Origin of the sequence: Bacillus sp. FSL K6-0268, assembly GCF_038005425.1 — a bacterium.
Lineage (GTDB): Bacteria > Bacillota > Bacilli > Bacillales > Bacillaceae_G > Bacillus_A > Bacillus_A thuringiensis_S.
The window spans coordinates 815,121-836,901 of the sequence record NZ_JBBOTF010000001.1 but is presented as its reverse complement, the minus strand read 5'-3'; the positions used below and the strand labels follow the sequence as shown (position 1 = coordinate 836,901).

The following is a 21,781-nucleotide window of genomic DNA, read 5'->3' as shown; positions in this document are numbered from 1 at the left end:
AGATATTAGTGGTGTCTACTGTATACTGTCTATTCTATGCTATAAAATATTTTAAATGTTCGTTTAAAATTAATAAATCTACAGTTTAATCAAATCATTATGAAAGCCTGCATAATCTCTCTAAATGTAACAAAAATGACTAAAGTACAATAGATTTTAAAAAGGAGAAAGTTTTATTTTATTGAAAATTGAGATATTAAGCAATATTCCTATTGCTATTAAATTCACCATTAAAGAACTTCCACCAAAACTTACAAATGGAAATGGAGTACCTGTAAGAGGAAATAGTCCCGTAATACCACCTAAATTTACAACTGATTGCATACCAATCATACATCCTATACCAATTGCTATAAAACTGCCGAATGGATCTACACATAATTGTGCAATTTTTAAGGAGCGAAGTACTATAGTCAAAACTCCAACCAATAGAATAAATACACCAATAAATCCTAGTTCTTCAGAAACTATTGCCATTATAAAATCAGTGTGTGGTTCTGGAAGATAACCTGTTTTTTGTATGCTATTTCCAAATCCACGACCAGTGATTCCTCCAGAGCCCATGGCAATAAAAGAGTTTACAAGCTGGTATCCATTTCCTTGCGCATCAAGAAAGGGATTGAAAATCGTAGTAATACGTGTCTTTTGAACTTCTGATAAACTATATTGAATCAAATAATATAAAATAGGTAACCATAAAATAGAACCGATGGTAGTTCTTTTGATTAGTAGATTTATATTTATTCCTGAACAAAGAAATATGCTAAAACCTATACCTAATATTAAAAGTGCAGATCCTAAATTTGGTTGTTTAAAGATAAGAAAAAAAATTGTAGCTAAAAAAAATAAAAGTTTTCCGATACCACTCCAGTTATTTTTAGCTTGTTCTTGTCGCAATGCAAAAAAACGGGCTGTTACAAGGATTGTTCCTAATTTAAGAAATTCAGCTGGCTGTATTCCAAAGATCCATGATTGAGCATTATTTACCACTTTTCCTTTCCATAAAACCATAATTAATAAAAAAATCCCCCCAACCATAATACAGATTGAGACTATTCGTTTTTTCCATATTTCATATGGGAGTAAAGCACAAATTATTAATCCTATTGTTCCTAAAAGTAGCTTTGTTAATTGAGAATCAACAAAATGTCTACTGTTATAACCGTAATGTTGGACAGCGACAATGGAGCTTGCACTATACATCATGATAATACCTAAAGTACATGTTATGAATAGAGGAAGGAGCAATAGATAATCGAGTTTTAATATTTTTTTCATTTTAATATCCTCCTGATTTAAAACAAAACATAATATTACATTTGCTAATGAATAGAATCTTGTTCTCGTCAATTACTAAATATGACTTTTGTTTAGGAAGATTCTATCGCTTATTCCCTGTTTTTTACGCAAAAATCCCCCTAGTATGTAACTAGAGGGATTCAAAATGGCATGAGTAAATAAGGCTTTTTTCCCTCTAGTAGAGCTTTGGCACTATACAACGTAAAGTAATGAAAATTCATTACTTAGCTATCTTAAGAAGAGCCTTAATCCGACAATTCCTGTTCTACCCATTGGCGTCTTTCGACATTTTTGGGCAATAGCCTGTGTTTGCATAGGAGCCTCACCTAACAGGTTAAGCAATATAAATTTTATGTGTTTGTTTCGTGTAGCAAGCATAAATATATTTTTTTTGCTTGTCAAGCAACCATATTGCTAATTTTATTTGTTTTATTGCTTTATAGTTCTTTGAGAAATGATATGAAAAAATGTCTGTAATCATTCTGTATAAGTACATATTTTTGACTTGTAGTGTATCGTTTGATTAAGTAGTTTAACCATATAAATTTGATAAACAGTAAAGAAGATTTTAATCATAAAAGAAGATTTTTTTGTGAATGTTCTTTTGATATACAGAATGACTAATTATTCATCTTTTGTTATAAAGTTGGAATTTGATTAAAAACAATAAGTTTCATATGTTTTATTACGTTTCTTCGAATTAAATCTATTTGAATTCTATGTTTTTTAAGGGGAATTTTAAATTTATAATAAAATATAATTTCATTTTCTATAAAAGATTTTTTTATGAATGGAATTGAAAGTCAGTTGACAAATATTAAATTCTGGTTTAAATTTTGAAGTAATTCAATAAACTTTGTTAGGTGAGGCTCCTGTATAGAGAAACGCTGCTGCCCAAAAATGTCGAGAGACGCCAATGGGTCAACAGGAACGGTCGGATTAAGGCCCTTCTTAATGTAGCTGGTTATAAAAACCTATGCTATACAGTGCTAAAACTCAACGAGGGAGTGGTATACGATTTGGTAGAAAGGCACCTCTGTGATTTCGGCAGAGCTGTCTTAATAATCATTTATTTGTATTGTGATAAAACCTTTACTCCTTTTAGAGTAAAGGTTTTTCTGTTTAATGTTATTTATTTTTATCTTGTCTATATTCAAAAAGGAGGTAATTCTAAATAATGAATTGATTGCAATGTAACTATTATTGCTCTAATAAAAAATCTAAGACAGATAAAATAAAACAAAACCACTCATGAAACTCTAGAGTCTCCCTTAGCAATATGAGGAGGAGTTAACATGAAGAAATTATTAAATGAATTACTTGTGACCCAAAATAATTTGGATGCAGAGAAGGTTTTACGTTTTCCTTCGTATGATGTTGCGCAAGAAGTAAAACAGTTTTCAATTGAAGATCAAGTCATATTACTAAATACGATTCCTGTATTAAAAAGCTCTAAAATTCTTCAATATATGACTGCAGAAGAAAAATATAATATCCTAATTCACTTATCTGAAAATAAAGCTAAAAAATTATTAAATTTACAGCCGATTGATGAATTAGTAGATTTACTTCTAGCGGTTCATCCGGAAAAACAAGCTAAATTAATGGCGTATCTAGATAAAATTACAAAACATAACGTAAAAAAATTGATGACTTTCAAACCTGAGACGGCAGGAAGTCTTGTCACAAGTGATTTTGTTGCAGTTAGAGGGAATTGGTCAGTAAAAATGACATTGAAGTACATTAGGGAGCATTCTAAAAATGTAGAATCAATATCTTATAGTTATATTCTTGATAGTAATGGTTATCTTGAGGGAATCGTTTCCATACATGAGTTATTACTAGCAGCAGATGAAGAGATATTATCTACTATCATGATGCCAGAGGTAATTTCAGTACATGCTGAAGTTGACCAGCAAGAAGTTGTAAAAAAGCTACTAAATTATAATTTAGCAGCCATACCTGTGATAACAGTAAATAATAAAATGATTGGTATTATAACATTTGATGACGTAATGAATGTTATGGAAGCAGAAGCTACAGAAGATATTCAAAAGTTAGGCGGAAGTGAACCGTTGAATCAATCTTACTTTGAAGCTAGCGTTTGGAGTATTTTCTTCAAACGTCTACCATGGTTATTACTTCTTTTTGTTGCTGAGGCATATACAGGTACAGTATTAAAGTATTTTGAAGACGAAATTGAAACTGTAGTTGCCCTTGCTTTCTTTGTTCCATTATTAGTAGGTACTGGAGGGAATACAGGAACACAGGTTGTAGCAACAATTACTCGTGCAATTGGTATTGGAGAGGTGAAATTTAAAGACATTTTCCGTGTAATGAAAAAGGAATTTGCAATAGGTATGCTTCTTGGACTTGCACTTGGGATAGCTGGGCTCACTCGTGCTTATATGTTAGGAGTTGGAACAGAAGTTGCACAAGTTGTAGCAATTACTTTATTATTTATTGTTATTTGGGCCTCTCTTGTAGCAGCTGTTTTACCTTTGATTCTAAGAAAATTAAAACTAGATCCTGCAGTTGTTTCAGGTCCATTTATTACAACATTTGTTGACGGAACAGGATTAGTAATTTATTTCATGGTTGCAAAAATGTTATTAAATTTATAAATATACACTGAAAAAATGAAATTCGGAATAAGTATTTTGCCCTAATTGCTAAAATATAGCGGGGAATTCAGGCATGAGGAAATCAAACACCTTTGTCTTTATTAAAAAATATTTTAAAAGATTCATTGAATGTAATTAATACCGGAGGATAAAACTATGAAACATCTAAGAAAAATCTTCAAACGAATTTTGCTTCTATTGTCTATTTTCATGCTTATTGGCATAGGAATATTATTTGGTACTAGCTATGGCCGGGAGCTTCGCATAACAATGGCTGGGAGTATACTAACTTCTCAGCATCCACAATATGCGAAGTATACATTCCTATCCCAAAAGGAACTAGATAAATTGCAAGATAGAATTAATCATCCAAAATGGTCAAATAGTGATGAGCATATTTATAAAAAAATAGCAGGAAAAAGATTAGAAGAATTTAAAAATCAGCCATTAGAAATTGATGTAGAAACGATTAAAAGTAACAAAGATAGTCGCTTTCTTTTTGAAGGAAAATTAGTTACTATTAGCAATCCCTTCAATGTTAAACTTGTTAGCCATCAAGGAACACAGGGCGCTAACAGGGGAGAAAAAATTAGCGTAATGGCAAAACGTAATCATGCACTTGTTGCTGTGAATGCAAGTGGATTTGCTGACGAAACAGGAAGGGGTGGAGGAAATGTTGCTACTGGAATTGTGATAGAAAATGGGAAAGCTATTGATACAAATATGGATAGAAATGCCCCTACAATTATTACGGGATTAACAAAGTTTGGTCAAATGATAACAGGAAATTATTCTACCCAACAACTGTTGGATAAACAAGTCGTTTCCGCAGCTGGATTTATGCCACAGTTAATTGTAAATGGAGAAAAAATGATTACAGAAGGAGACGGCGGTTGGGGGTCGGCTCCAAGAAGTATTATGGCCCAAAAAGAAGATGGTACAATTATGTTTCTAGTTATTGACGGTAGACAGACGCATAGTATAGGGGCTACGTTGAAAGAGTGTCAAGATATTCTATATGAAAAAGGCGCTATAAATGCAATGGCAATGGATGGAGGTTCTTCTGCTACGCTATATTTAGGAGGAAAGGTTATAAATTCACCGTCTACATTATCCCATGAAGATCGTTATTTACCGAACGCTTGGGTGGTAACAGCAAACCAAAAACAAAAAATAAAGATGACAATTGATGGGAGAAAAATAGATACCAAAACATCAGATGAATTTGATGCGAACATTTCAACGAATTTATGAATTATTAAAAATAGAACAAATACATGATTTTTATCTCGTTAGTTGGAAAATTAAAATTATTTTTTAAAATTAGAAATTATTATTTCATATTCATGATTTGCACAATATCAAACGAGAGTGATGAGGATTCCAAATTTACGGAATTCTTATCACTCTTTTTTAGTTTTTTGTAAATATGGAACAATGTCTTTACTTACACTGTCTATTAAGCGTTAAACATTTTTTATTAAATAAATTAAGAAAGGAATCATCATTTTTAACTAAGGGAGAAGATTGAATTGAAAAAATTATGGATGCTGCTTTTCGTTTGTTTCGCAGTTATGTTGGTAGGATGTAATAAAAACGAACCGCCAAAACAAGCATTTGAAGAATATATCAACTTATGGAATGATAGAAAATTTGCAAATATGTATGATTATTTATCAGATCATGCCAAAAAATCGATTTCTAAAAAAGAATTCACAGAAAAATATCAAAAAATCTATGAGGGGATTGGAGCTAAAAATTTAAAAGTTAAAATGAAAGGAGAGAATACGAAAGATAAAGAGCTTTTTCTTTTTGAAGTTAAAATGGATACGGATGTAGGATCAGTTTCATTCATCCACGAAGCAAAACTTGTGAAAGATAAAGAATCTTGGAAAATAGATTGGACACCGGACTTCATTTTCCCAGGAATGAAAAAAGATTACAAAGTACGTATGCAAATAGAGCAAGGAAAACGAGGAGAAATATATGATCGAAATGGAAAAGGGCTTGCAACGAATGGTAAAGCAACTGAGGTTGGAATTATTCCAGAGAAACTAGGCGAAGCAGCAGCGCAAACGAAAGGAATAGTAGCGCAATTACTTGATATGTCTATAGAAGAGGTCGAACAAAAGCTCACAGCGAAATGGATAAAACCAGACTCCTTTGTACCAATTGGCGTTTTAAAAGAGGGAACTAGACAGAATGATTATATTGAATTAGAAGGAGTTTCATCTCGCCCAGTAAATATTCGTACGTATCCATTAGGTGAAGCAGCGGCACACTTAACTGGATATATAGGAAAGGTGAATGCGGAGGAGTTAAAATCACTTCAAAAACAAGGTTATCAAGCAGATGATTTAGTAGGTAAGACCGGTTTAGAGAAAGTGTTAGAAAATAAATTGCGTGGTGAAAAGGGTGGACGCGTATTTATAGAAGATGAGAATGGGAGAGAGATTAAAAACGTAGCAAAAAAAGAAGCAAAAGAAGGAGAAAATGTTACGTTAACAATTGATGCTGCAATTCAAGAAAAAATCTTTAATGAGATGAAAACTGAAGCAGGATCTAGTGCAGCGGTCAATCCTAAAACAGGTGAAACAATCGCACTTGTAAGTAGCCCTGCTTATAATCCAAATATAATAGTTAGAGGAGCATCGAAAGCCCAACGAGAAGCATGGAATAACGACTCGAAACTACCAATGACGAATCGCTTTACACAAGCATTTGTACCAGGTTCCGTATTTAAAACGATCACAGGTGCAATTGGTTTGGAAACAAACACAATAAATCCGAAGGAAGAATTTAAAATTCAAGGATTGAAGTGGACAAAAGATTCGTCTTGGGGAAATTACTATGTAACGCGTGTAAAGGATGCAAGTCCAATTGATTTTGATAAGGCAATGAAGTACTCTGATAATATTTATTTTGCTCAACAAGCTTTGAAAATGGGAAAAGATCAGTATGTAAAGGAATTTAAAAAGTACGGATTTCATGAAAAATTACCAATCGAATACGAATTTCCTATTTCAATCATTGCAAAAGATGGGATAAAAAACGATATTCAACTAGCAGACACGGGCTATGGACAAGGACAAGTATTAATGACGCCACTTCATTTAGCATTAACATATGCACCGATTGTGAATGAAGGGAATATTCCGTCGCCACATCTTTTAAAAGAAGCAAAAGTAGCAGGGAATTGGAAAGAAAATGTGGTTTCTAAAAAGAATCAAGAGATATTAAAGAGTGCATTAATCAAAGTCATTAATGACCCTGATGGCGCAGGGAGAATTGCAAAGGTTGATGGTGTAACGCTTGCTGGTAAAACTGGTACAGCAGAACTGAAAGAGTCGAAAGAAGCAGACGGAAAAGAACTGGGATGGTTCGCAGCTTTCGATGCAAATGCACCAGACATGATTGTTACAATGATGATTGAAGATGTAAAAGGAAGAGGAGGAAGTAACGTTCCAGGTGAAAAAGTAAAACATGTATTTCAGAAATAATACTTAATTATAAGGTGAATTTTTTCACTAAATTTATTACATGTTTGCTTAACTCAAAGATATAAATTGGGGAAAATATAGAACAATTAAATTTCAAAAAAGCATTCTTTCTAATCGAGAATGCTTTTTTGCTGTGATTCTAGAAAAGTTGGCATTGCTAATGGTAAATAGAAGGGGATAGCAAATTGAAATGGACAAGTGGAGTTTTACGTTAAATTCAAAAAAACAGATTTTTATGAGTGGATTTTTATCATTGTATGCTTTACTTGTTTTTTTAGTAGTATTATACTGCCTGAAAAAAGATAAACAATGGAACAAATGAAACTTGTATCTTGTCTATATATTGAAACCATAATAAAAGTGAGGGCAGTTTTTATGTTTATTCAAATAAGTTTGAGGTGTGGAAATGGAACAGACGTTTATTGAAAAGTGTAATCATGATGAGCTGGACTATGTTATAAAAGACTATTGGCAAGATGTATGGAATTATTCATTTATTATTACGAAAGATCCACACTTATCAGATGATATCACGCAAGATGTATTTATAAAGGTGTTTAAAAATTGGAATTCATTTCGAAAGGAGTCATCTATTAAAACGTGGATATTAAAAATCACAAGAAATACGGCAATAAACTATTTGAAATCCTCCTATTTTAAAAGGATATCTTTAATAGGATTTTTTAGTGACGATAAGCAATCCCTGTCAGCAGAACAAGAATTTTTTAAGCAAGAAGAAATGAATGATGTGTGGAAGGTTGTATTAGAACTACCTAAAAAGCACCGTGAAATAATTATATTGGACGCAAAATATGAATTATCTTATGAAGAAATGGCTGAAACATTAGGAGTATCCATTGGAACTGTAAAATCGAGATTAAGTAGAGCGAGAAGTAAGGTTTCAAAATTAATAGGGGAGGGTAGTAGTGATGAACAATAAACAAAATCCTGACTGGTATAGAAAAATAAAAAAAGGGCCAATGGAGAATCGTAAAGATGAAGAAGAATTTATTTCTAAAATAAAGCAGTCTATATATGAAAATAATGAAGTGGATTTTGTAAAACATAAAAGACCATTTCGTAAAAAAGCATTACCAATTGTAGTTGTTTTAGTTTGTACAATGTTATTTTTCATTGTTCAACAACCTTGGCTTGATGATAATAAATCACCGGTACAAAGTAGTACTCAAATTAAGCCTAAAACAAAAGATGAGTCTGCTCAAGATCCATCATTAAAACAATTTATGAATGAACTATATCAAAGTACGAACTCGAAAAATGAAAATGACCTGTACAAAGCGTTAAATGATGAAGTTCTATTTAAAGGGAAGAGTTATAAGAAGGATGAACTGAAGTTTGATGAAGATATTTTTCATGAGTTGCAAGTCGCTCTTACAATGGGGGGAGAGTTTGCAAATGATACAAAAAAAGTATACAAAGTACCAAGTGGATTGACAGAAAGTAACCAACCAAAGCAAGCGCATTTTATATATGCAACGGTTACTGGAAATAAAACGAAAATTTTAGCTGAACCAAAACGAGAATCACAAGTGTTATATGAAGTATCTAATGAAATGGTAAAAGCTTGGATTCCAGAAAAAGTGCAAAATGATGGATATATAAAAATATCGACAATTAATGGCAATACTGGATACGTACAAAAAGAGTATGTTTTAACTGATATTAAGTATTCATTTATGTTCGAAAAAAATGATAATGGTGAATGGAAAATAATAAATATAGATTCTATTTGGTAAAAGAGGAAGGTTCACTTTAATGAACCTTCCTCTTTGTTTTTATTCTCTTTTTGAAGTGTATGCCAAGACTCTAAAATTTCTGATGTAACGAGAGCGGCAATGTTTTTTTCTGAATTACTACCAGGAATAACGACAGAAACGGCAATTTGTGGATCTTCAGTAGGAGCATATGCAATGAAAAGAGAATGATTTATCATTCTTTCTTGCTCATTTGGAAAGCCTGTAATACCTGTTTTACCTGCGACGTCAAAAGGCAACTTTTTAATTTCCTCTATATTTTGACTCATTCCACCTTGCACGACACTCCAAAAGTTCATCGGGTAACGATTTGAACTTTCTAAAATTGGTTTAAACTTTTTTGTTTCCTTACCGTCCGGACTAATAATTGCACTTACAGTTTGAGGTTTATATTTATCACCTTTACTTGCCAAAGTTGCTGCATATTGAGCGAGTTGAAGAGGGGTATGCACTTCATTTCCTCCCCAAGAGGCGTTTAATAAAGCGGAGATTCCATTTTCAAACTTATTAGATGGGTGGAATTCATATTGTCCGTCTTCTTCAAAGGGTAAATCAATCCCGGTTTTAGAACGTAGGCCGAATTGTATTAAATAATCTGTCCATATATGTGCCACTTTTTCTATATTCCCATTATTTTGGTTGAATAGGGGCAGAGCTACTTTTGCTGTCATAAATGTGTTAGATGAATTAATGATAGCCTGCCTCGGTGTAATCTCACCTGTTGGCGTTCCAGGTGCATTCGTAATGTTATTTTGATTATCATACTGAAAAGTCCCTTTATCTAAATAAGTATCTTCGGGTTGGAAAAGCTTTTCGTTTAATCCAATTAAAATAGTGAGTGGTTTTATAGTAGAAGCCATATTTACATAAGATTCACCATACTTTAATTTTTGAATTGCTTTATTTTGCGAAAGAGAGTTAATGTTTTCTTTTCTAGAAGATATACGTGTATTTAATATATTTGGATCAAAAACTGCCGTGTTGGCCATAGTTAAAATTGCGCCAGTTTTTGCATCGCTTACTACAGCATAACCAGCTTTAGCATCAGGTGTTTTCTTAATTTGAGATCTTAATGCTTCTTCTGCCTTTTGCTGCAACTCAGAGTCTAAAGCTAGCCGTACATCTTTACCTTTTTGTACTGTTTGAATATTCCATAAGAATTTTTTATTATTCAATTTAAAAATAAGAGTTTTACCTGGTTTTCCTTTTAAATCATTTTCATATTGCAGCTCAATCCCGCTTTTTCCAACAGCCTTATGCTTTGAATTAAGGTCATTTTCTACATACCCAATTACTTGTGAACCAATTTCGTGTTTAGGATAATATCGAATCCATTCATTTTTAATTATTACATTATTGGGTTTGTTTTTGTTTATGAATGCAAGTTCATTTTCAGTTATATCAGAGTATAACGGTATATCATTCATAGTCTGCTTTTTACAAGATTGTTGTAATTGAGATTTTATGTTCTCTGTAGAAATATCATGTTGAAATTCGCTTGAAAATTGATTAAAAAAAGCTAATGTGTTTGATGTATCTTGTTTCGATAGCTTTTCGTCATTAGAAGTGCAATATAGAGACTTAACTTTCTTATTTGTAGCTAGTATTACACCATTTTGATCAAAAATCTTTCCTCTTTCAGCTGAAGAAGTTGCGATAGTAATTGAAATGAAGTTGATTTTTAATAAAATTAGTAAAATCAAACCTACGATAGAAAAAACCGCAAAAAATCTCCATCTTTTTATATGTAACATATAACCCTCCCTTATGTAGCCTATTTCATCTTATATTTAATTATTTTTTTTGTAAATGTGGAACAACTTTATTGTTTAGGTTGTCTATTAAGTATTACAGCATGAAGAAAGGAATAATTAGCATGAAAATTTACTAGCAAGTTTATATGTAAGTTTGATAAGGGTCATTATACAGTTTAGCACTTCTCATGCAAGTGGCAAAAAAATAGAGAGAAAACAGGAAGGGAGAGTTATTAATTCCGTATCTAAACGAAAAGAAATGGTTGCTTACAAGGATTAAGCAAAAAATTGAGGCAATATTTATAACCGATTATCGGTATCTAATATATAAGGAATGCTTTTAGTATTTGTAGCAATTTCTGAAAGGATTAAATGGAGGATTTATGAAAGAACAAAAAGGCAAGAAGCAGAAGACATATATATCTATTCGATTAAATATAATGTTCCTTTGCATATTTGTACTATTCTCAGCTATTATTATGCAGCTAGGAAAGGTACAAATCGTTGAGGGAGAGGCTTATAAGAACCAAGTGGAAAGTAGTCAAAATGCAATAACTAGTATTCCAGTTCCACGTGGACAAATTTTAGATCGAGAAGGGAAAACAGTTGTTAATAATAAATCTCTTCGCACAATTACGTATACAAGGATGAAGGGAATTACGAGTGAAGATATTTTAAAAACAGCAAAAGACTTGGCGAAAGTACTTGAAATGCCTGAACAAGATATAAATAAATTAACAGATATCGATAAAAAAGATTTTTGGATGCAGTTGAATTCGAAACGTGCGGAGACAAAGATTACTAAGAAAGATATAGAAAAGTTTAAAGAAAAGGGTATAGAGGGAAAAGAGTTAGATAAAAAAATAGAAGACTTAAGACGAGGTCGTGTTACAGAGGTAGAATTAGCAGAATTAACAGCACAAGATTTAAAGGTGTTAGCTATTAAAAGTAAAATGAGTTCAGGTTATCAACTAACACCACAAATCATTAAAAAAGATGTAACAGATGAAGAGTATGCGCGGATAAGCGAAAATCTTGCGAATTTTCCAGGAGTAGATGCAACTGTTGATTGGGAACGTAATTATGTAAACGGTAATTTATTTCGTTCTGTATTAGGAAATATTACGAGTAGTGAAGAAGGATTACCGAAAGAAAATTTAGATTCTTATTTAGTACGTGGATATAACCGTAATGATCGTGTTGGAAAAAGTTATATTGAACAACGATATGAAGATGTATTACACGGCACAAAAGAAGAAGTGAAAAATATTACTGATAAATCAGGAAACATTGTTAGCACAGAAATAATCTCTAAAGGAAAAAGTGGTAATAGTTTAACATTAACGATTGATATGGAATTACAAAAGAAAGTGGAAGAAAGTATAGAGAAAAACTTGAGAGCTTTTAAGAGTTCAGAGCCACTGCTCGATCGAGCTTTTGTTGTCATGACGAATCCAAATAACGGACAAATTTTATCAATGGCAGGCAAAAAGATTGTAGAAAAAGAAGGGAAAATAGAAGTTGAGGATTTGGCATTAGGAAACATGACAACTTCGTATGAGCTAGGGTCAGCTGTAAAAGGTGCTACTTTATTAACTGGATATGAGACAGGCGCAATACATCCAGGAGATCAATTTTATGACGCGCCGATGAAATTTAAAGGTACACAAGCTAAGAAATCGTGGAATGTATCCGGATTTGGTAATATTAATGATTTACGGGCTTTACAAGTATCTTCGAATGTATACATGTTCCAGACAGCTTTAAAAATTGCGGGAGTTAATTACGTACCAAATGGCTCATTGGATATTAAGCAAGGAGCATTTGATACGATGCGCTATTATTTCAAGCAATTTGGTTTAGGTGTCCCAACAGGTATTGATTTACCGAATGAAATAATTGGACAAACGAGAAAAGTAGATAGTCAACCTGGGTTTTTACTAGATTTTTCTATCGGTCAGTATGATACGTATACGCCGTTGCAATTAGCGCAATATATTTCAACGATTGCGAATGGTGGTTATAGAATGCAACCTCAAATTGTACAAGAAATACGAGAACAATCAATAAAAGAAGAGGTTGGCAAAGTTATACGTTCCATAGAGCCTGTCGTATTAAATCGAATTGATATGAAGAAAGAACACATTGATCGGATAAAAGAAGGGTTTAGATGGGTATTCCAAGAAGGTGATGGAACTGGCGTGAAATATTTCAAAAACGCGCCATATAAACCAGCAGGAAAGACAGGAACAGCCCAAACTGTATATGGTGGAGATGACCCGATTGGTAGAAATGCAAAAGGAGAACGTATGGAATGTTACAACTTAACGTTAGTTGGATATGCTCCATATGATAATCCAGAAGTAGCATTTTCCGTAGTAGTTCCATGGCTTCATGATGATAAAAATGGAATTAATTCTATAATCGGAAAGGAAGTATTAGATGTATACTTTGATTTAAAACAGCAACGTATACATGGTGAAGCTACTAGTACAGGTAGTTCTAAGCAAAATTAGAGTACTTTTCTCAGGGAAAGAACCTGTTCATATAAAGCCATTTATAAGTAAAAAAATGAAATATGAAATAGGAGATAGAGGCGTCGTAGCTACTATCTCTTATTTTGTTAATAACTCTCATACTAGCTATAATTTTTTTAGTTTATGGAACAAATTTGGTTCGGTGATTGTCTATTATGTGTACGTATAAAAAGGTGCTAAAAATTTGGAAGGAATGATGATTTTGAAAAATAAGAGGATGCTAAAAATAGGAATATGCGTTGGTATATTAGGTTTAAGTATTACAAGCCTAGAAGCTTTTACAGGAGGGGCACTGCAAGTTGAAGCGAAAGAAAAGACTGGACAAGTGAAACATAAAAATCAGGCGACGCATAAAGAGTTCTCTCAACTTGAGAAAAAATTTGATACTCGAGTAGGTGTATATGCGATTGATACTGGTACAAATCAAACAATTTCTTATCGATCTAACGAAAGATTTGCCTTCGCATCAACCTACAAGGCTTTAGCAGCAGGAGTATTACTACAGCAAAACTCAATTGATACATTAAATGAAGTAATCACATTTACGAAAGAAGACTTAGTGGATTATTCACCTGTTACAGAGAAACATGTAGATACTGGAATGAAACTAGGAGAAATTGCTGAGGCTGCTGTTCGTTCAAGTGATAATACTGCAGGGAACATTTTATTTAATAAAATAGGCGGACCTAAAGGATATGAAAAAGCGCTTAGAAAGATGGGGGATCGGGTTACTATGTCTGATCGCTTTGAAACAGAATTAAACGAAGCTATTCCAGGAGACATTCGTGACACTAGTACAGCGAAAGCAATTGCTACGAATCTTAAAGCTTTTACGGTCGGAAATGCACTTCCAGCTGAAAAACGTAAAATTCTTACAGAGTGGATGAAAGGAAATGCTACAGGGGACAAACTTATTCGTGCAGGCGTACCAACTGACTGGGTAGTTGGAGATAAATCAGGTGCTGGCAGTTACGGAACAAGAAATGATATTGCTATCGTTTGGCCTCCGAATAGAGCACCAATTATCATCGCAATTTTATCTAGTAAAGATGAGAAAGAGGCTAGCTATGATAATCAACTCATTGCAGAGGCAACGGAAGTTATAGTTAAGGCTCTTAGGTAATAGTATTTTAGTTTTCGCATTTTTAACATAAAAGTATTAAAAGTATAAAGTTAGAAAACGACTCTTTTCGTGTGATAAGAGTCGTTTTTGTGTTCTTATTATTAAAAAGGTAAAAGTAAAAATATAACGAATATATATGACGTATCTCATATGAAATTTTCTGTACTGTATTATTTTATTAATTTAAATAAATTTCAAGAAAGTATAATATAATTCAGTTAGCATATAGAAGTGTTTGATGAGAATATAAAGGAGAAAATATGAAAAAAAAGATTAATAGAATCGTAATGATTATTTGTATATTAGTAGGTTTTACAATCTTTTTATATTTACAGAACAATTTAATAAGTATAACTGAGGTTAAAATAACCTCTAGTAAAATACCATCCTCTTTTAAAGGGTATAAAATTCTACAAATTTCAGACTTACACAATAAAAAATTTGGCGATAATCAAGATGTGTTAATTCAAAAAATAAAAAGTATAGACCCAGATATTATTGCGATTACGGGTGATTTAATTGACAGTAAATCATACGATGCAGAAGTTAGTATGCAATTAATACGAGAAATTGTAAAGAAATATCCTGTATATTTTGTGACAGGAAACCATGAACAATGGTCTGGAAAGTATAACAATTTAGAAAAAGAGTTGAAGAAATATGATGTCAATGTTTTAAGGAATGAACATGTAGGCATTCGAAAGGGTGAGCAAGAAATAAACTTGCTAGGTATTGATGATCCAGAGTTTGTTACTGGAAACCGTGATGAAGGAAATATTATAATAGATGAAATTAAAAAAGCGAAAATTGAAATGCAGCCAGATAAATATAATGTATTATTATCCCATCGGCCTGAATTTATAAAGGAATATACGAATGAGAGGTTGGATTTGGTTTTATCGGGACATGCTCATGGAGGGCAAGTTAGATTGCCATTTATCGGAGGATTAGTTGCGCCAAATCAAGGTGTTTTACCTAAATATACAGCGGGTTTATATGTAGAACAAAATACATCAATGGTAGTGAGTAGAGGATTAGGAAATAGTATCATTCCGCAAAGGATTTTGAATAGGCCAGAAATTGTAGTCGTGCAGCTAAATTAAGCTGTACGATTTTTTTTATACAAAAATGAGTAAAGGGGCTTTATGTATTTTGCAGGAGTTAACATTACAATTTTGTTAAAAATTTTCTACGTTACATAAAGTAACAAAATTTGACCTTGAGTGTTTGTTATAGTGTAAATAATCAAAAAACTTAAAATTTGTCGAGTGAAAATTGTGATAAGTAATTCATGTAAAAAACTTAAAGGGGTGTACACATGCATAAAGAATATGAAATTGAAGAATACACGGCGATTGAGGAACAAATACATTATTATTGTAAATGTTTATTAGTAAGTCATCCTGATCAAATAATAAAATATTTAGAAAAAAGGTTAGAAAAATATGCAGAAACATTACAATATGCACATTTATATCCTGACACAGTTATTTTACCGTTACAGCAATTAGTTATCGAATATTCTTTAGACGTTGCTAGAATTCGGAAGTATATGAATTTAAAAACGTAAAGTGAAATTTATAGTTTAAATGAACCAGAGTCGACTTTAGGAAATGAAATTCTAATGTCGACTCTGTTTCATTTTTTAATATCGGTGATTGAACATACATACTAATCAACGAAGTTTGACATATAATTAAGCAAGAGTAAAATAAAAGTGAGTACTCACTCATTTTTATTGGAAAAGGAGGATGAAACGTGCAACAACCTTCAATTATTTTACGGACTGTATCAAAAAGTTTTGGAAAAAAAGAAGTGTTACACAATCTTTCATTGCAAGTTGAAAAAGCAGAGATTTTTGGTTTTGTTGGACCTTCTGGATCGGGGAAAACAACGCTCATTAAAATGATTGCAGGTATTAATGAGGCAACGAAAGGTGAAGTGCTTGTTAATAATACTAATATGCCTAATTTAAATGAAATGAAACGAATTGGTTATATGGCCCAGGCGGATGCATTATATGAAGAATTGTCAGCATATGAAAATGCAGATTTTATAGCAACGATGTATGGATTAAAGGGAAAAAGTAAAAAGACAAGAATTGTAGAGGTTTTTGAACTTGTACAATTGTCACAGTATATGAAAAAGCAAGTACAACAATTTTCAGGTGGAATGAAAAAACGCTTATCATTAGCAATAGCACTCCTCCATGAACCAGAAATATTAATTTTAGATGAGCCTACAGTGGGGATAGATCCGCTTCTTAGGAAAACGATTTGGGAAAAATTTTATGATCTTAAAAAGAAAGGCACAACGATTATTGTAACGACGCACATTATGGATGAAGCTGAATTTTGTGAGCGTCTAGGATTAATTAGAGAAGGGAAACTAGTTGCGGTTGGAACAACTGAAGAATTGAAAAAACGCGTGTCATCTGGACGGATTGAAGATGTCTTTTTGCTGGAAGAGGTGGTGCCATCATGAGAGTTACTGGTGTAATTATACGTATTATTCGTCAATTTTTTCGAGATAAGCGTTCGTTAGCAATGATGTTTGGAGCACCGATGTTATTACTTTGGCTTTTGTCACTAGTGTTTACACAGAAAGACTATATACCGCAAATTGCTGTTGTTGATATGCCTGCTCAAATAGTAAAAATGATGAAAAATCAAGAAGCGTCAATTTATGAATACAGTAAGGAAAAGGCGATTTCTGAGTTGGAAAAACAAAAGGTAGATGCAGTATTTCGTATAGAGAATGGAAAAATGAAACTTCTGTTGGAAGGTAGTGATTCGTCAAAAAATCGTGCTGTACTTCAAGTATTGCAAAAAAGCACAGAGAAGAATGATGTATCGATTATGAAACCTGAAGTAAATTATTTACATGGCTCTAAAGACTTTACGATGTTTGATGGGCTTGGTCCTGTATTAATTGGTTTCTTTACATTTTTCTTTGTATTTATATTATCAGGTGTATCTTTCGTAAGAGAACGTTTAAGTGGTACGCTAGAAAGGTTATTATCCACCCCAGTAAGAAGATGGGAAATAGTCGCAGGTTATATTATTGGTTTTGGAATCTTTGCCTTTATACAATCCATTATTATCGTAAGCTTTTCCGTTTATATTTTAGATTTATACGTAGCTGGCTCCATATGGCTAACGCTACTTATTACATGTATGCTCTCTTTAACTGCACTAACATTAGGTACGTTTTTATCGGCATACGCAAATAATGAATTTCAAATGATTCAATTTATACCGCTTGTTATTGTGCCACAAATCTTCTTTTCTGGATTGTTTCCATTGGAATCTATGAACAAGTGGCTACAAATGTTAGGGAAAGTATTTCCACTCACATACGGCGCTGACGCAATGAGACAAGTGATGATTCGGAATCAAGGGTTTACAGAGATTGCATTAGATCTTACTGTATTATTACTTTTTTCAATATTATTTGCAGTAGGAAACGTATTTGCTTTAAAGAAACATCGCAAAATATAATAATGACAAAAAGGAGCTTTATAAATGCAGAAGGATTGGCTGGAGGAATTAATAGCTGCAACTAATACGGATAAACGAAATGAACGTCAAATGCGAATATTAGAGGCGGCTGTTGATATGTTTGGAGAAAAAGGATACGCTTCAACTTCAACAAGTGAAATTGCAAAACGGGCTGGTGTAGCGGAAGGAACAATCTTCCGCTACTATAAGACGAAAAAAGATTTATTACTAGCGGTCGTAATGCCAACTTTAACTAAGTTCGCTGCACCATTTTTCGTACAAACCTTTGCAAAAGAAATATTTAAATCGGAGTATGAATCATACGAAGGACTTTTAAGGGTTGTAATTCATAATAGGTTTAAATTTGCTCAAAAACACTTTCCTATGATAAAAATATTAATTCAAGAGGTGCCATTCCAACCAGAACTGAAAAATGAAATACAGCAATTAGTAGAAACAGAACTGTTTTCACATTTCAAAAAGTTGATTGTGAAATTTCAAGAAGAAGGGGAAATTATTGAGATACCACCATCTTCCGTACTACGTCTTACTTTATCAGCTGTATTAGGTTTATTATTAACACGATTTTTATTATTGCCTGAAGAAAAATGGAATGATGAAGCGGAAATTGAAAATACGATTCAATTTATATTGTATGGATTAACTCCACGAATTTAATCGTTGAAGTGTGAATTACATACATTACTTTTAAGTAAAAATAAATCGCCTTTAAAAAGGCGATTTATTTTCATTATATATTTTTGATAAATAAGTGCTTGTTTACTAAAAACATTCTAAATCAGCGTGTTTCTTTGTCTCTTCTTCTAAGACCTAATAATCCTGCTAGTCCTAATAAACCAAGCCAAGCCCAATTATTATTTTTATCACGATTATCATTTAAATCATTTGTTGTATTTACATTTCGAGTTCTTACATCATTATTAACTCTGTCTAAGTTATTGTCATTTACTCGAGTTGAAATATCAGTGTTATTAACTCTATTCATATTATTTCCATCGTATTCAGCTTGCGTAGATGTACCTAAAAACATAATAGATAGTGTTAAAACACTTAAAATAGATGATAATTTCTTTTTCATAACAATCCCTCCTTTCTTAATCATTAATTTCTCCGAAGCATGTGTGTATTATTCATTTCACAATATCTAAACCCTCATTAATAGGGCGCACATTTATAGAAAATAGAGTTGAATGATTGTTAATGTATCATTGGATTTATATTTCTCATAAAAATAACTGAATCAAACTTTGCTTAAAATGTTAATCTTAGTACAATTTATATTATACGGACTAGTAATAAGGAGGTAATAAGATGCGACAATTTGCAAAACCTACAATCGTCGTAAGTAAATGTTTAGAATTTGATGCTTGTCGTTATAATGGAGAGATGATTCCAGATGTAACAATACGAAATTTGCAGCCATTTGTTACATTTATACCTGTTTGTCCAGAAGTCGAGATTGGATTGGGGACTCCTCGTGAAACGATACGAATTGTAGAAGAAAATGGTGAGAATAGACTTGTGCAACCGTCGACACGAGAAGATGTAACTGAAAAAATGGAGCAGTTTTCAAATGACTTTTTACAAACGATACCGGATGTGGATGGTTTTATTTTAAAGAATCGTTCACCAAGTTGTGGTACGCGTGATGTGAAAATTTATTCTGGTTTTGAAAAAGCGCCAGCAAAGGGAAAAGGAGCTGGCTTATTTGGCGGAGCAGTAGTAAAAAAATTTTCGCATCTTCCTATTGAAGAGGAAGGTAGATTGTCGAATTTTATTATTAGAGAGCATTTCTTTACAAGGCTATTTACAATCGCATATTACAAAATGATTAAACACAATAAAAATATGAAAGAACTTGTATCGTTTCAGTCGGATAATAAATATTTATTTATGGCATATAATCAGGTGAAACAAAAGGAATTAGGTCGTATAATTGCAAATCAAAAAAATGAAAAGATTGAAGTGGTATTTGAAAACTATGAGAAGACTTTATATGAATTATTTATGCGTGCGCCCCGTTATACATCGAATGTAAATGTATGCGAGCACATTTTTGGATATTTTAAAACAAAGTTAAAAAAACAAGAAAAAGATCATTTTATAGAACTGTTACAAAAGTATGCAGAAAAGAAAATACCACTTAGTAGTTTACTTACAATTTTAAAATCATGGGCTATTCGATTTGATGAAAAGTATTTATTAAGACAAACATATTTCGAACCATATCCTGAAGCATTAGTAGAAATTTCTGATTCCGGAAAAGGTAGAGATTATTAAACAATAAATTACATAATTCGACACAAAACCTCCTATGTTGTTGTAGAACAATGTAGGAATTTTTTTGTGCATTAGTACAGAATCTGTTTTAAAATTAAGTTATGACAGAATTATAGCAATTGTCTAACTAATATTCTTGTCTTTTAAGTTGTTATGTTTGTAGTAGAAACTCGCACGCTGTCGAAACTCAATATTCGATAAGGGGTGTGTAGCGGAATGGAATTTACTCTAACTCGCGAAAAACAAATGATTAAAGAAATGGTACGTGACTTTGCTGAAAAGGAAATCGCACCGAAAGCTGTATATTATGACAAAACTGCAGAGTTTCCATATGAAACATTTCAAAAAATGGGCGAACTAGGATTACTAGGCATCCCATTCCCAGAAGAGTATGGAGGTTCAGGTGGCGATACGGTATCGTATGCGTTAGCAGTTGAAGAAATTGGTCGCGCTTGTGGTGGCACTGGTTTAAGCTATGCTGCAACAATTTCATTAGGTGCTTCTCCAATTTATTATTTCGGTACAGAAGAACAAAAACAAAAGTATTTAGTTCCAATGGCGTCAGGTAAAACATTAGGTGCCTTCGGATTAACGGAGCCGAATGCTGGATCTGATGCAGGTGGTACTCAAACGAAAGCGGTATTAGATGGCGATGAGTATGTAATCAGTGGTGAGAAGTGTTGGATTACAAACGCAGAGTATGCAAATACAATTATTGTAACCGCTGTCAATGGCGTTGAAGAGAATGGTAGAAAACGTATTTCTGCATTTATCGTGCCTACTACAAGTGAAGGATTAACGATTTCAAGTCCATACGATAAGATGGGTGTTCGTGCTTCTAATACTTGTGAAATCGTACTTGATGGTGTGCGTGTACCGAAAGAAAATATTCTTGGTGATGTAAATAAAGGTTTTAAACAATTTTTATATACACTTGATGGAGGGCGTATTTCAATCGCAGCATTGGCAGTTGGTATTGCGCAATCAGCCTTTGAACGTGCATTGCAATATGCGAAAGAACGTCAACAATTTGGAAAGTCAATCTCTAATTTCCAAGCGATTCAATTTAAATTAGCTGATATGGCGACTGAAGTAGAGCTAGCACGCAATTTAGTACATAAAGCAGCTTGGTTAAAAGATAACGATAAACCTTTCGGCAAAGAAGCGGCAATGGCAAAACTATTTGCATCGGAAGCAGCAAGCCGTATTGCGAATCAAGCAGTACAGATTCATGGTGGATATGGTTATATGCGTGAATATGAAGTTGAACGACATATTCGTGATGCGAAACTATTAGAAATTGGTGAAGGAACTTCTGAAATTCAACGTCTCGTAATTGCTAGACATTTAGGATGTAGATAAAAGGGA

Annotated in this window: 17 protein-coding genes and 2 riboswitches; of the genes, 14 read left to right on the top strand and 3 right to left on the bottom strand. The window is 32.8% G+C overall.

Annotation, left to right across the window (positions count from 1 at the left end):
• Nucleotides 1–156: 156 nt before the first annotated feature.
• Nucleotides 157–1,278, bottom strand: coding sequence for an FtsW/RodA/SpoVE family cell cycle protein (locus MHI28_RS04225; protein WP_000722115.1), 1,122 nt, complete (start codon nt 1,276–1,278; stop codon nt 157–159).
• A gap of 185 nt (nt 1,279–1,463) precedes the next feature.
• Nucleotides 1,464–1,640, bottom strand: a riboswitch (M-box (ykoK) riboswitch).
• A 507-nt stretch (nt 1,641–2,147) separates the two neighbouring features.
• Nucleotides 2,148–2,313, top strand: a riboswitch (M-box (ykoK) riboswitch).
• 281 nt (nt 2,314–2,594) lie between these two features.
• Here MHI28_RS04225 and mgtE point away from each other — a divergent pair.
• The 5 genes from mgtE to MHI28_RS04200 all read left to right on the top strand — a co-directional run bounded on the left by mgtE (nt 2,595) and on the right by MHI28_RS04200 (nt 9,180).
• Nucleotides 2,595–3,923 carry a magnesium transporter gene (gene mgtE, locus MHI28_RS04220; RefSeq protein WP_340827639.1) on the top strand — a complete coding sequence of 443 codons (1,329 nt, stop codon included), beginning with the start codon at nt 2,595–2,597 and terminating at the stop codon, nt 3,921–3,923.
• 156 nt (nt 3,924–4,079) lie between these two features.
• Nucleotides 4,080–5,177: a phosphodiester glycosidase family protein gene (locus tag MHI28_RS04215; protein WP_000681834.1), complete on the top strand. Its 1,098-nt coding sequence runs from the start codon at nt 4,080–4,082 to the stop codon at nt 5,175–5,177.
• A 278-nt stretch (nt 5,178–5,455) separates the two neighbouring features.
• The gene (locus MHI28_RS04210) at nt 5,456–7,423 is read left to right on the top strand and encodes a penicillin-binding transpeptidase domain-containing protein (protein ID WP_000737764.1); all 1,968 of its coding nucleotides are present in this window, start codon (nt 5,456–5,458) and stop codon (nt 7,421–7,423) included.
• A gap of 406 nt (nt 7,424–7,829) precedes the next feature.
• A complete protein-coding gene (locus tag MHI28_RS04205; RefSeq protein WP_000438327.1) occupies nt 7,830–8,363 on the top strand; it encodes an RNA polymerase sigma factor in 534 nt (177 codons plus the stop codon).
• Nucleotides 8,353–9,180 (top strand): SH3 domain-containing protein, encoded by an 828-nt coding sequence (locus MHI28_RS04200; RefSeq protein ID WP_001060761.1) that lies wholly within the window; start codon nt 8,353–8,355, stop codon nt 9,178–9,180. Before MHI28_RS04205 ends, MHI28_RS04200 begins: the two co-directional genes overlap by 11 nt.
• 11 nt (nt 9,181–9,191) lie before the next feature.
• On the opposite strand, the gene MHI28_RS04195 is transcribed toward MHI28_RS04200, so the two are convergent.
• Nucleotides 9,192–10,952: a peptidoglycan D,D-transpeptidase FtsI family protein gene (locus MHI28_RS04195; protein ID WP_000902383.1), complete on the bottom strand. Its 1,761-nt coding sequence runs from the start codon at nt 10,950–10,952 to the stop codon at nt 9,192–9,194.
• A 383-nt stretch (nt 10,953–11,335) separates the two neighbouring features.
• On the opposite strand from MHI28_RS04195, the gene MHI28_RS04190 reads away from it, so the two are divergent.
• The 7 genes from MHI28_RS04190 (at nt 11,336) to MHI28_RS04160 (ending at nt 18,790) form a co-directional block, all read left to right on the top strand.
• Complete coding sequence (locus MHI28_RS04190) at nt 11,336–13,468, top strand: peptidoglycan D,D-transpeptidase FtsI family protein (protein WP_000662984.1); 2,133 nt, start codon at nt 11,336–11,338, stop codon at nt 13,466–13,468.
• Between the two features lie 217 nt (nt 13,469–13,685).
• Entirely contained in the window at nt 13,686–14,612 is a 927-nt protein-coding gene (gene bla, locus MHI28_RS04185; RefSeq protein WP_142287147.1) for a class A beta-lactamase Bla1, read from the top strand.
• Between the two features lie 260 nt (nt 14,613–14,872).
• Nucleotides 14,873–15,715 carry a metallophosphoesterase gene (locus MHI28_RS04180; RefSeq protein ID WP_000727189.1) on the top strand — a complete coding sequence of 281 codons (843 nt, stop codon included), beginning with the start codon at nt 14,873–14,875 and terminating at the stop codon, nt 15,713–15,715.
• 215 nt (nt 15,716–15,930) lie between these two features.
• Entirely contained in the window at nt 15,931–16,182 is a 252-nt protein-coding gene (locus tag MHI28_RS04175; RefSeq protein ID WP_000548621.1) for a hypothetical protein, read from the top strand.
• Nucleotides 16,183–16,370: 188 nt separating this feature from the next.
• Entirely contained in the window at nt 16,371–17,096 is a 726-nt protein-coding gene (locus tag MHI28_RS04170; RefSeq protein WP_340827635.1) for an ABC transporter ATP-binding protein, read from the top strand.
• A complete protein-coding gene (locus MHI28_RS04165) occupies nt 17,093–18,112 on the top strand; it encodes an ABC transporter permease (RefSeq protein WP_001266715.1) in 1,020 nt (339 codons plus the stop codon). The genes MHI28_RS04170 and MHI28_RS04165 overlap by 4 nt, the downstream gene beginning before the upstream one ends.
• 24 nt (nt 18,113–18,136) lie before the next feature.
• Nucleotides 18,137–18,790 (top strand): TetR/AcrR family transcriptional regulator, encoded by a 654-nt coding sequence (locus MHI28_RS04160; RefSeq protein ID WP_001168192.1) that lies wholly within the window; start codon nt 18,137–18,139, stop codon nt 18,788–18,790.
• 121 nt (nt 18,791–18,911) lie between these two features.
• Here MHI28_RS04160 and MHI28_RS04155 read toward each other — a convergent pair whose 3' ends face one another.
• A complete protein-coding gene (locus tag MHI28_RS04155; RefSeq protein ID WP_000728159.1) occupies nt 18,912–19,211 on the bottom strand; it encodes a WGxxGxxG family protein in 300 nt (99 codons plus the stop codon).
• A gap of 233 nt (nt 19,212–19,444) precedes the next feature.
• Between MHI28_RS04155 and MHI28_RS04150 the strand changes: the two genes are divergently transcribed.
• Entirely contained in the window at nt 19,445–20,413 is a 969-nt protein-coding gene (locus MHI28_RS04150) for a YbgA family protein (protein ID WP_001248638.1), read from the top strand.
• 216 nt (nt 20,414–20,629) lie between these two features.
• Nucleotides 20,630–21,775 (top strand): acyl-CoA dehydrogenase, encoded by a 1,146-nt coding sequence (locus MHI28_RS04145; protein WP_000397282.1) that lies wholly within the window; start codon nt 20,630–20,632, stop codon nt 21,773–21,775.
• Nucleotides 21,776–21,781: the final 6 nt, after the last annotated feature.

Coding starts and splice junctions, on each gene's coding strand:
- MHI28_RS04160 (WP_001168192.1), top strand. CDS start 18,137: ATGCAGAAGGATTGGCTGGAGGAATTAATAGCTGCAACTAATACGGAT.
- MHI28_RS04225 (WP_000722115.1), bottom strand. CDS start 1,278: ATGAAAAAAATATTAAAACTCGATTATCTATTGCTCCTTCCTCTATTC.
- bla (WP_142287147.1), top strand. CDS start 13,686: ATGATTTTGAAAAATAAGAGGATGCTAAAAATAGGAATATGCGTTGGT.
- MHI28_RS04150 (WP_001248638.1), top strand. CDS start 19,445: ATGCGACAATTTGCAAAACCTACAATCGTCGTAAGTAAATGTTTAGAA.
- MHI28_RS04175 (WP_000548621.1), top strand. CDS start 15,931: ATGCATAAAGAATATGAAATTGAAGAATACACGGCGATTGAGGAACAA.
- mgtE (WP_340827639.1), top strand. CDS start 2,595: ATGAAGAAATTATTAAATGAATTACTTGTGACCCAAAATAATTTGGAT.
- MHI28_RS04145 (WP_000397282.1), top strand. CDS start 20,630: ATGGAATTTACTCTAACTCGCGAAAAACAAATGATTAAAGAAATGGTA.
- MHI28_RS04195 (WP_000902383.1), bottom strand. CDS start 10,952: ATGTTACATATAAAAAGATGGAGATTTTTTGCGGTTTTTTCTATCGTA.
- MHI28_RS04155 (WP_000728159.1), bottom strand. CDS start 19,211: ATGAAAAAGAAATTATCATCTATTTTAAGTGTTTTAACACTATCTATT.
- MHI28_RS04200 (WP_001060761.1), top strand. CDS start 8,353: ATGAACAATAAACAAAATCCTGACTGGTATAGAAAAATAAAAAAAGGG.
- MHI28_RS04215 (WP_000681834.1), top strand. CDS start 4,080: ATGAAACATCTAAGAAAAATCTTCAAACGAATTTTGCTTCTATTGTCT.
- MHI28_RS04190 (WP_000662984.1), top strand. CDS start 11,336: ATGAAAGAACAAAAAGGCAAGAAGCAGAAGACATATATATCTATTCGA.
- MHI28_RS04205 (WP_000438327.1), top strand. CDS start 7,830: ATGGAACAGACGTTTATTGAAAAGTGTAATCATGATGAGCTGGACTAT.
- MHI28_RS04165 (WP_001266715.1), top strand. CDS start 17,093: ATGAGAGTTACTGGTGTAATTATACGTATTATTCGTCAATTTTTTCGA.
- MHI28_RS04180 (WP_000727189.1), top strand. CDS start 14,873: ATGAAAAAAAAGATTAATAGAATCGTAATGATTATTTGTATATTAGTA.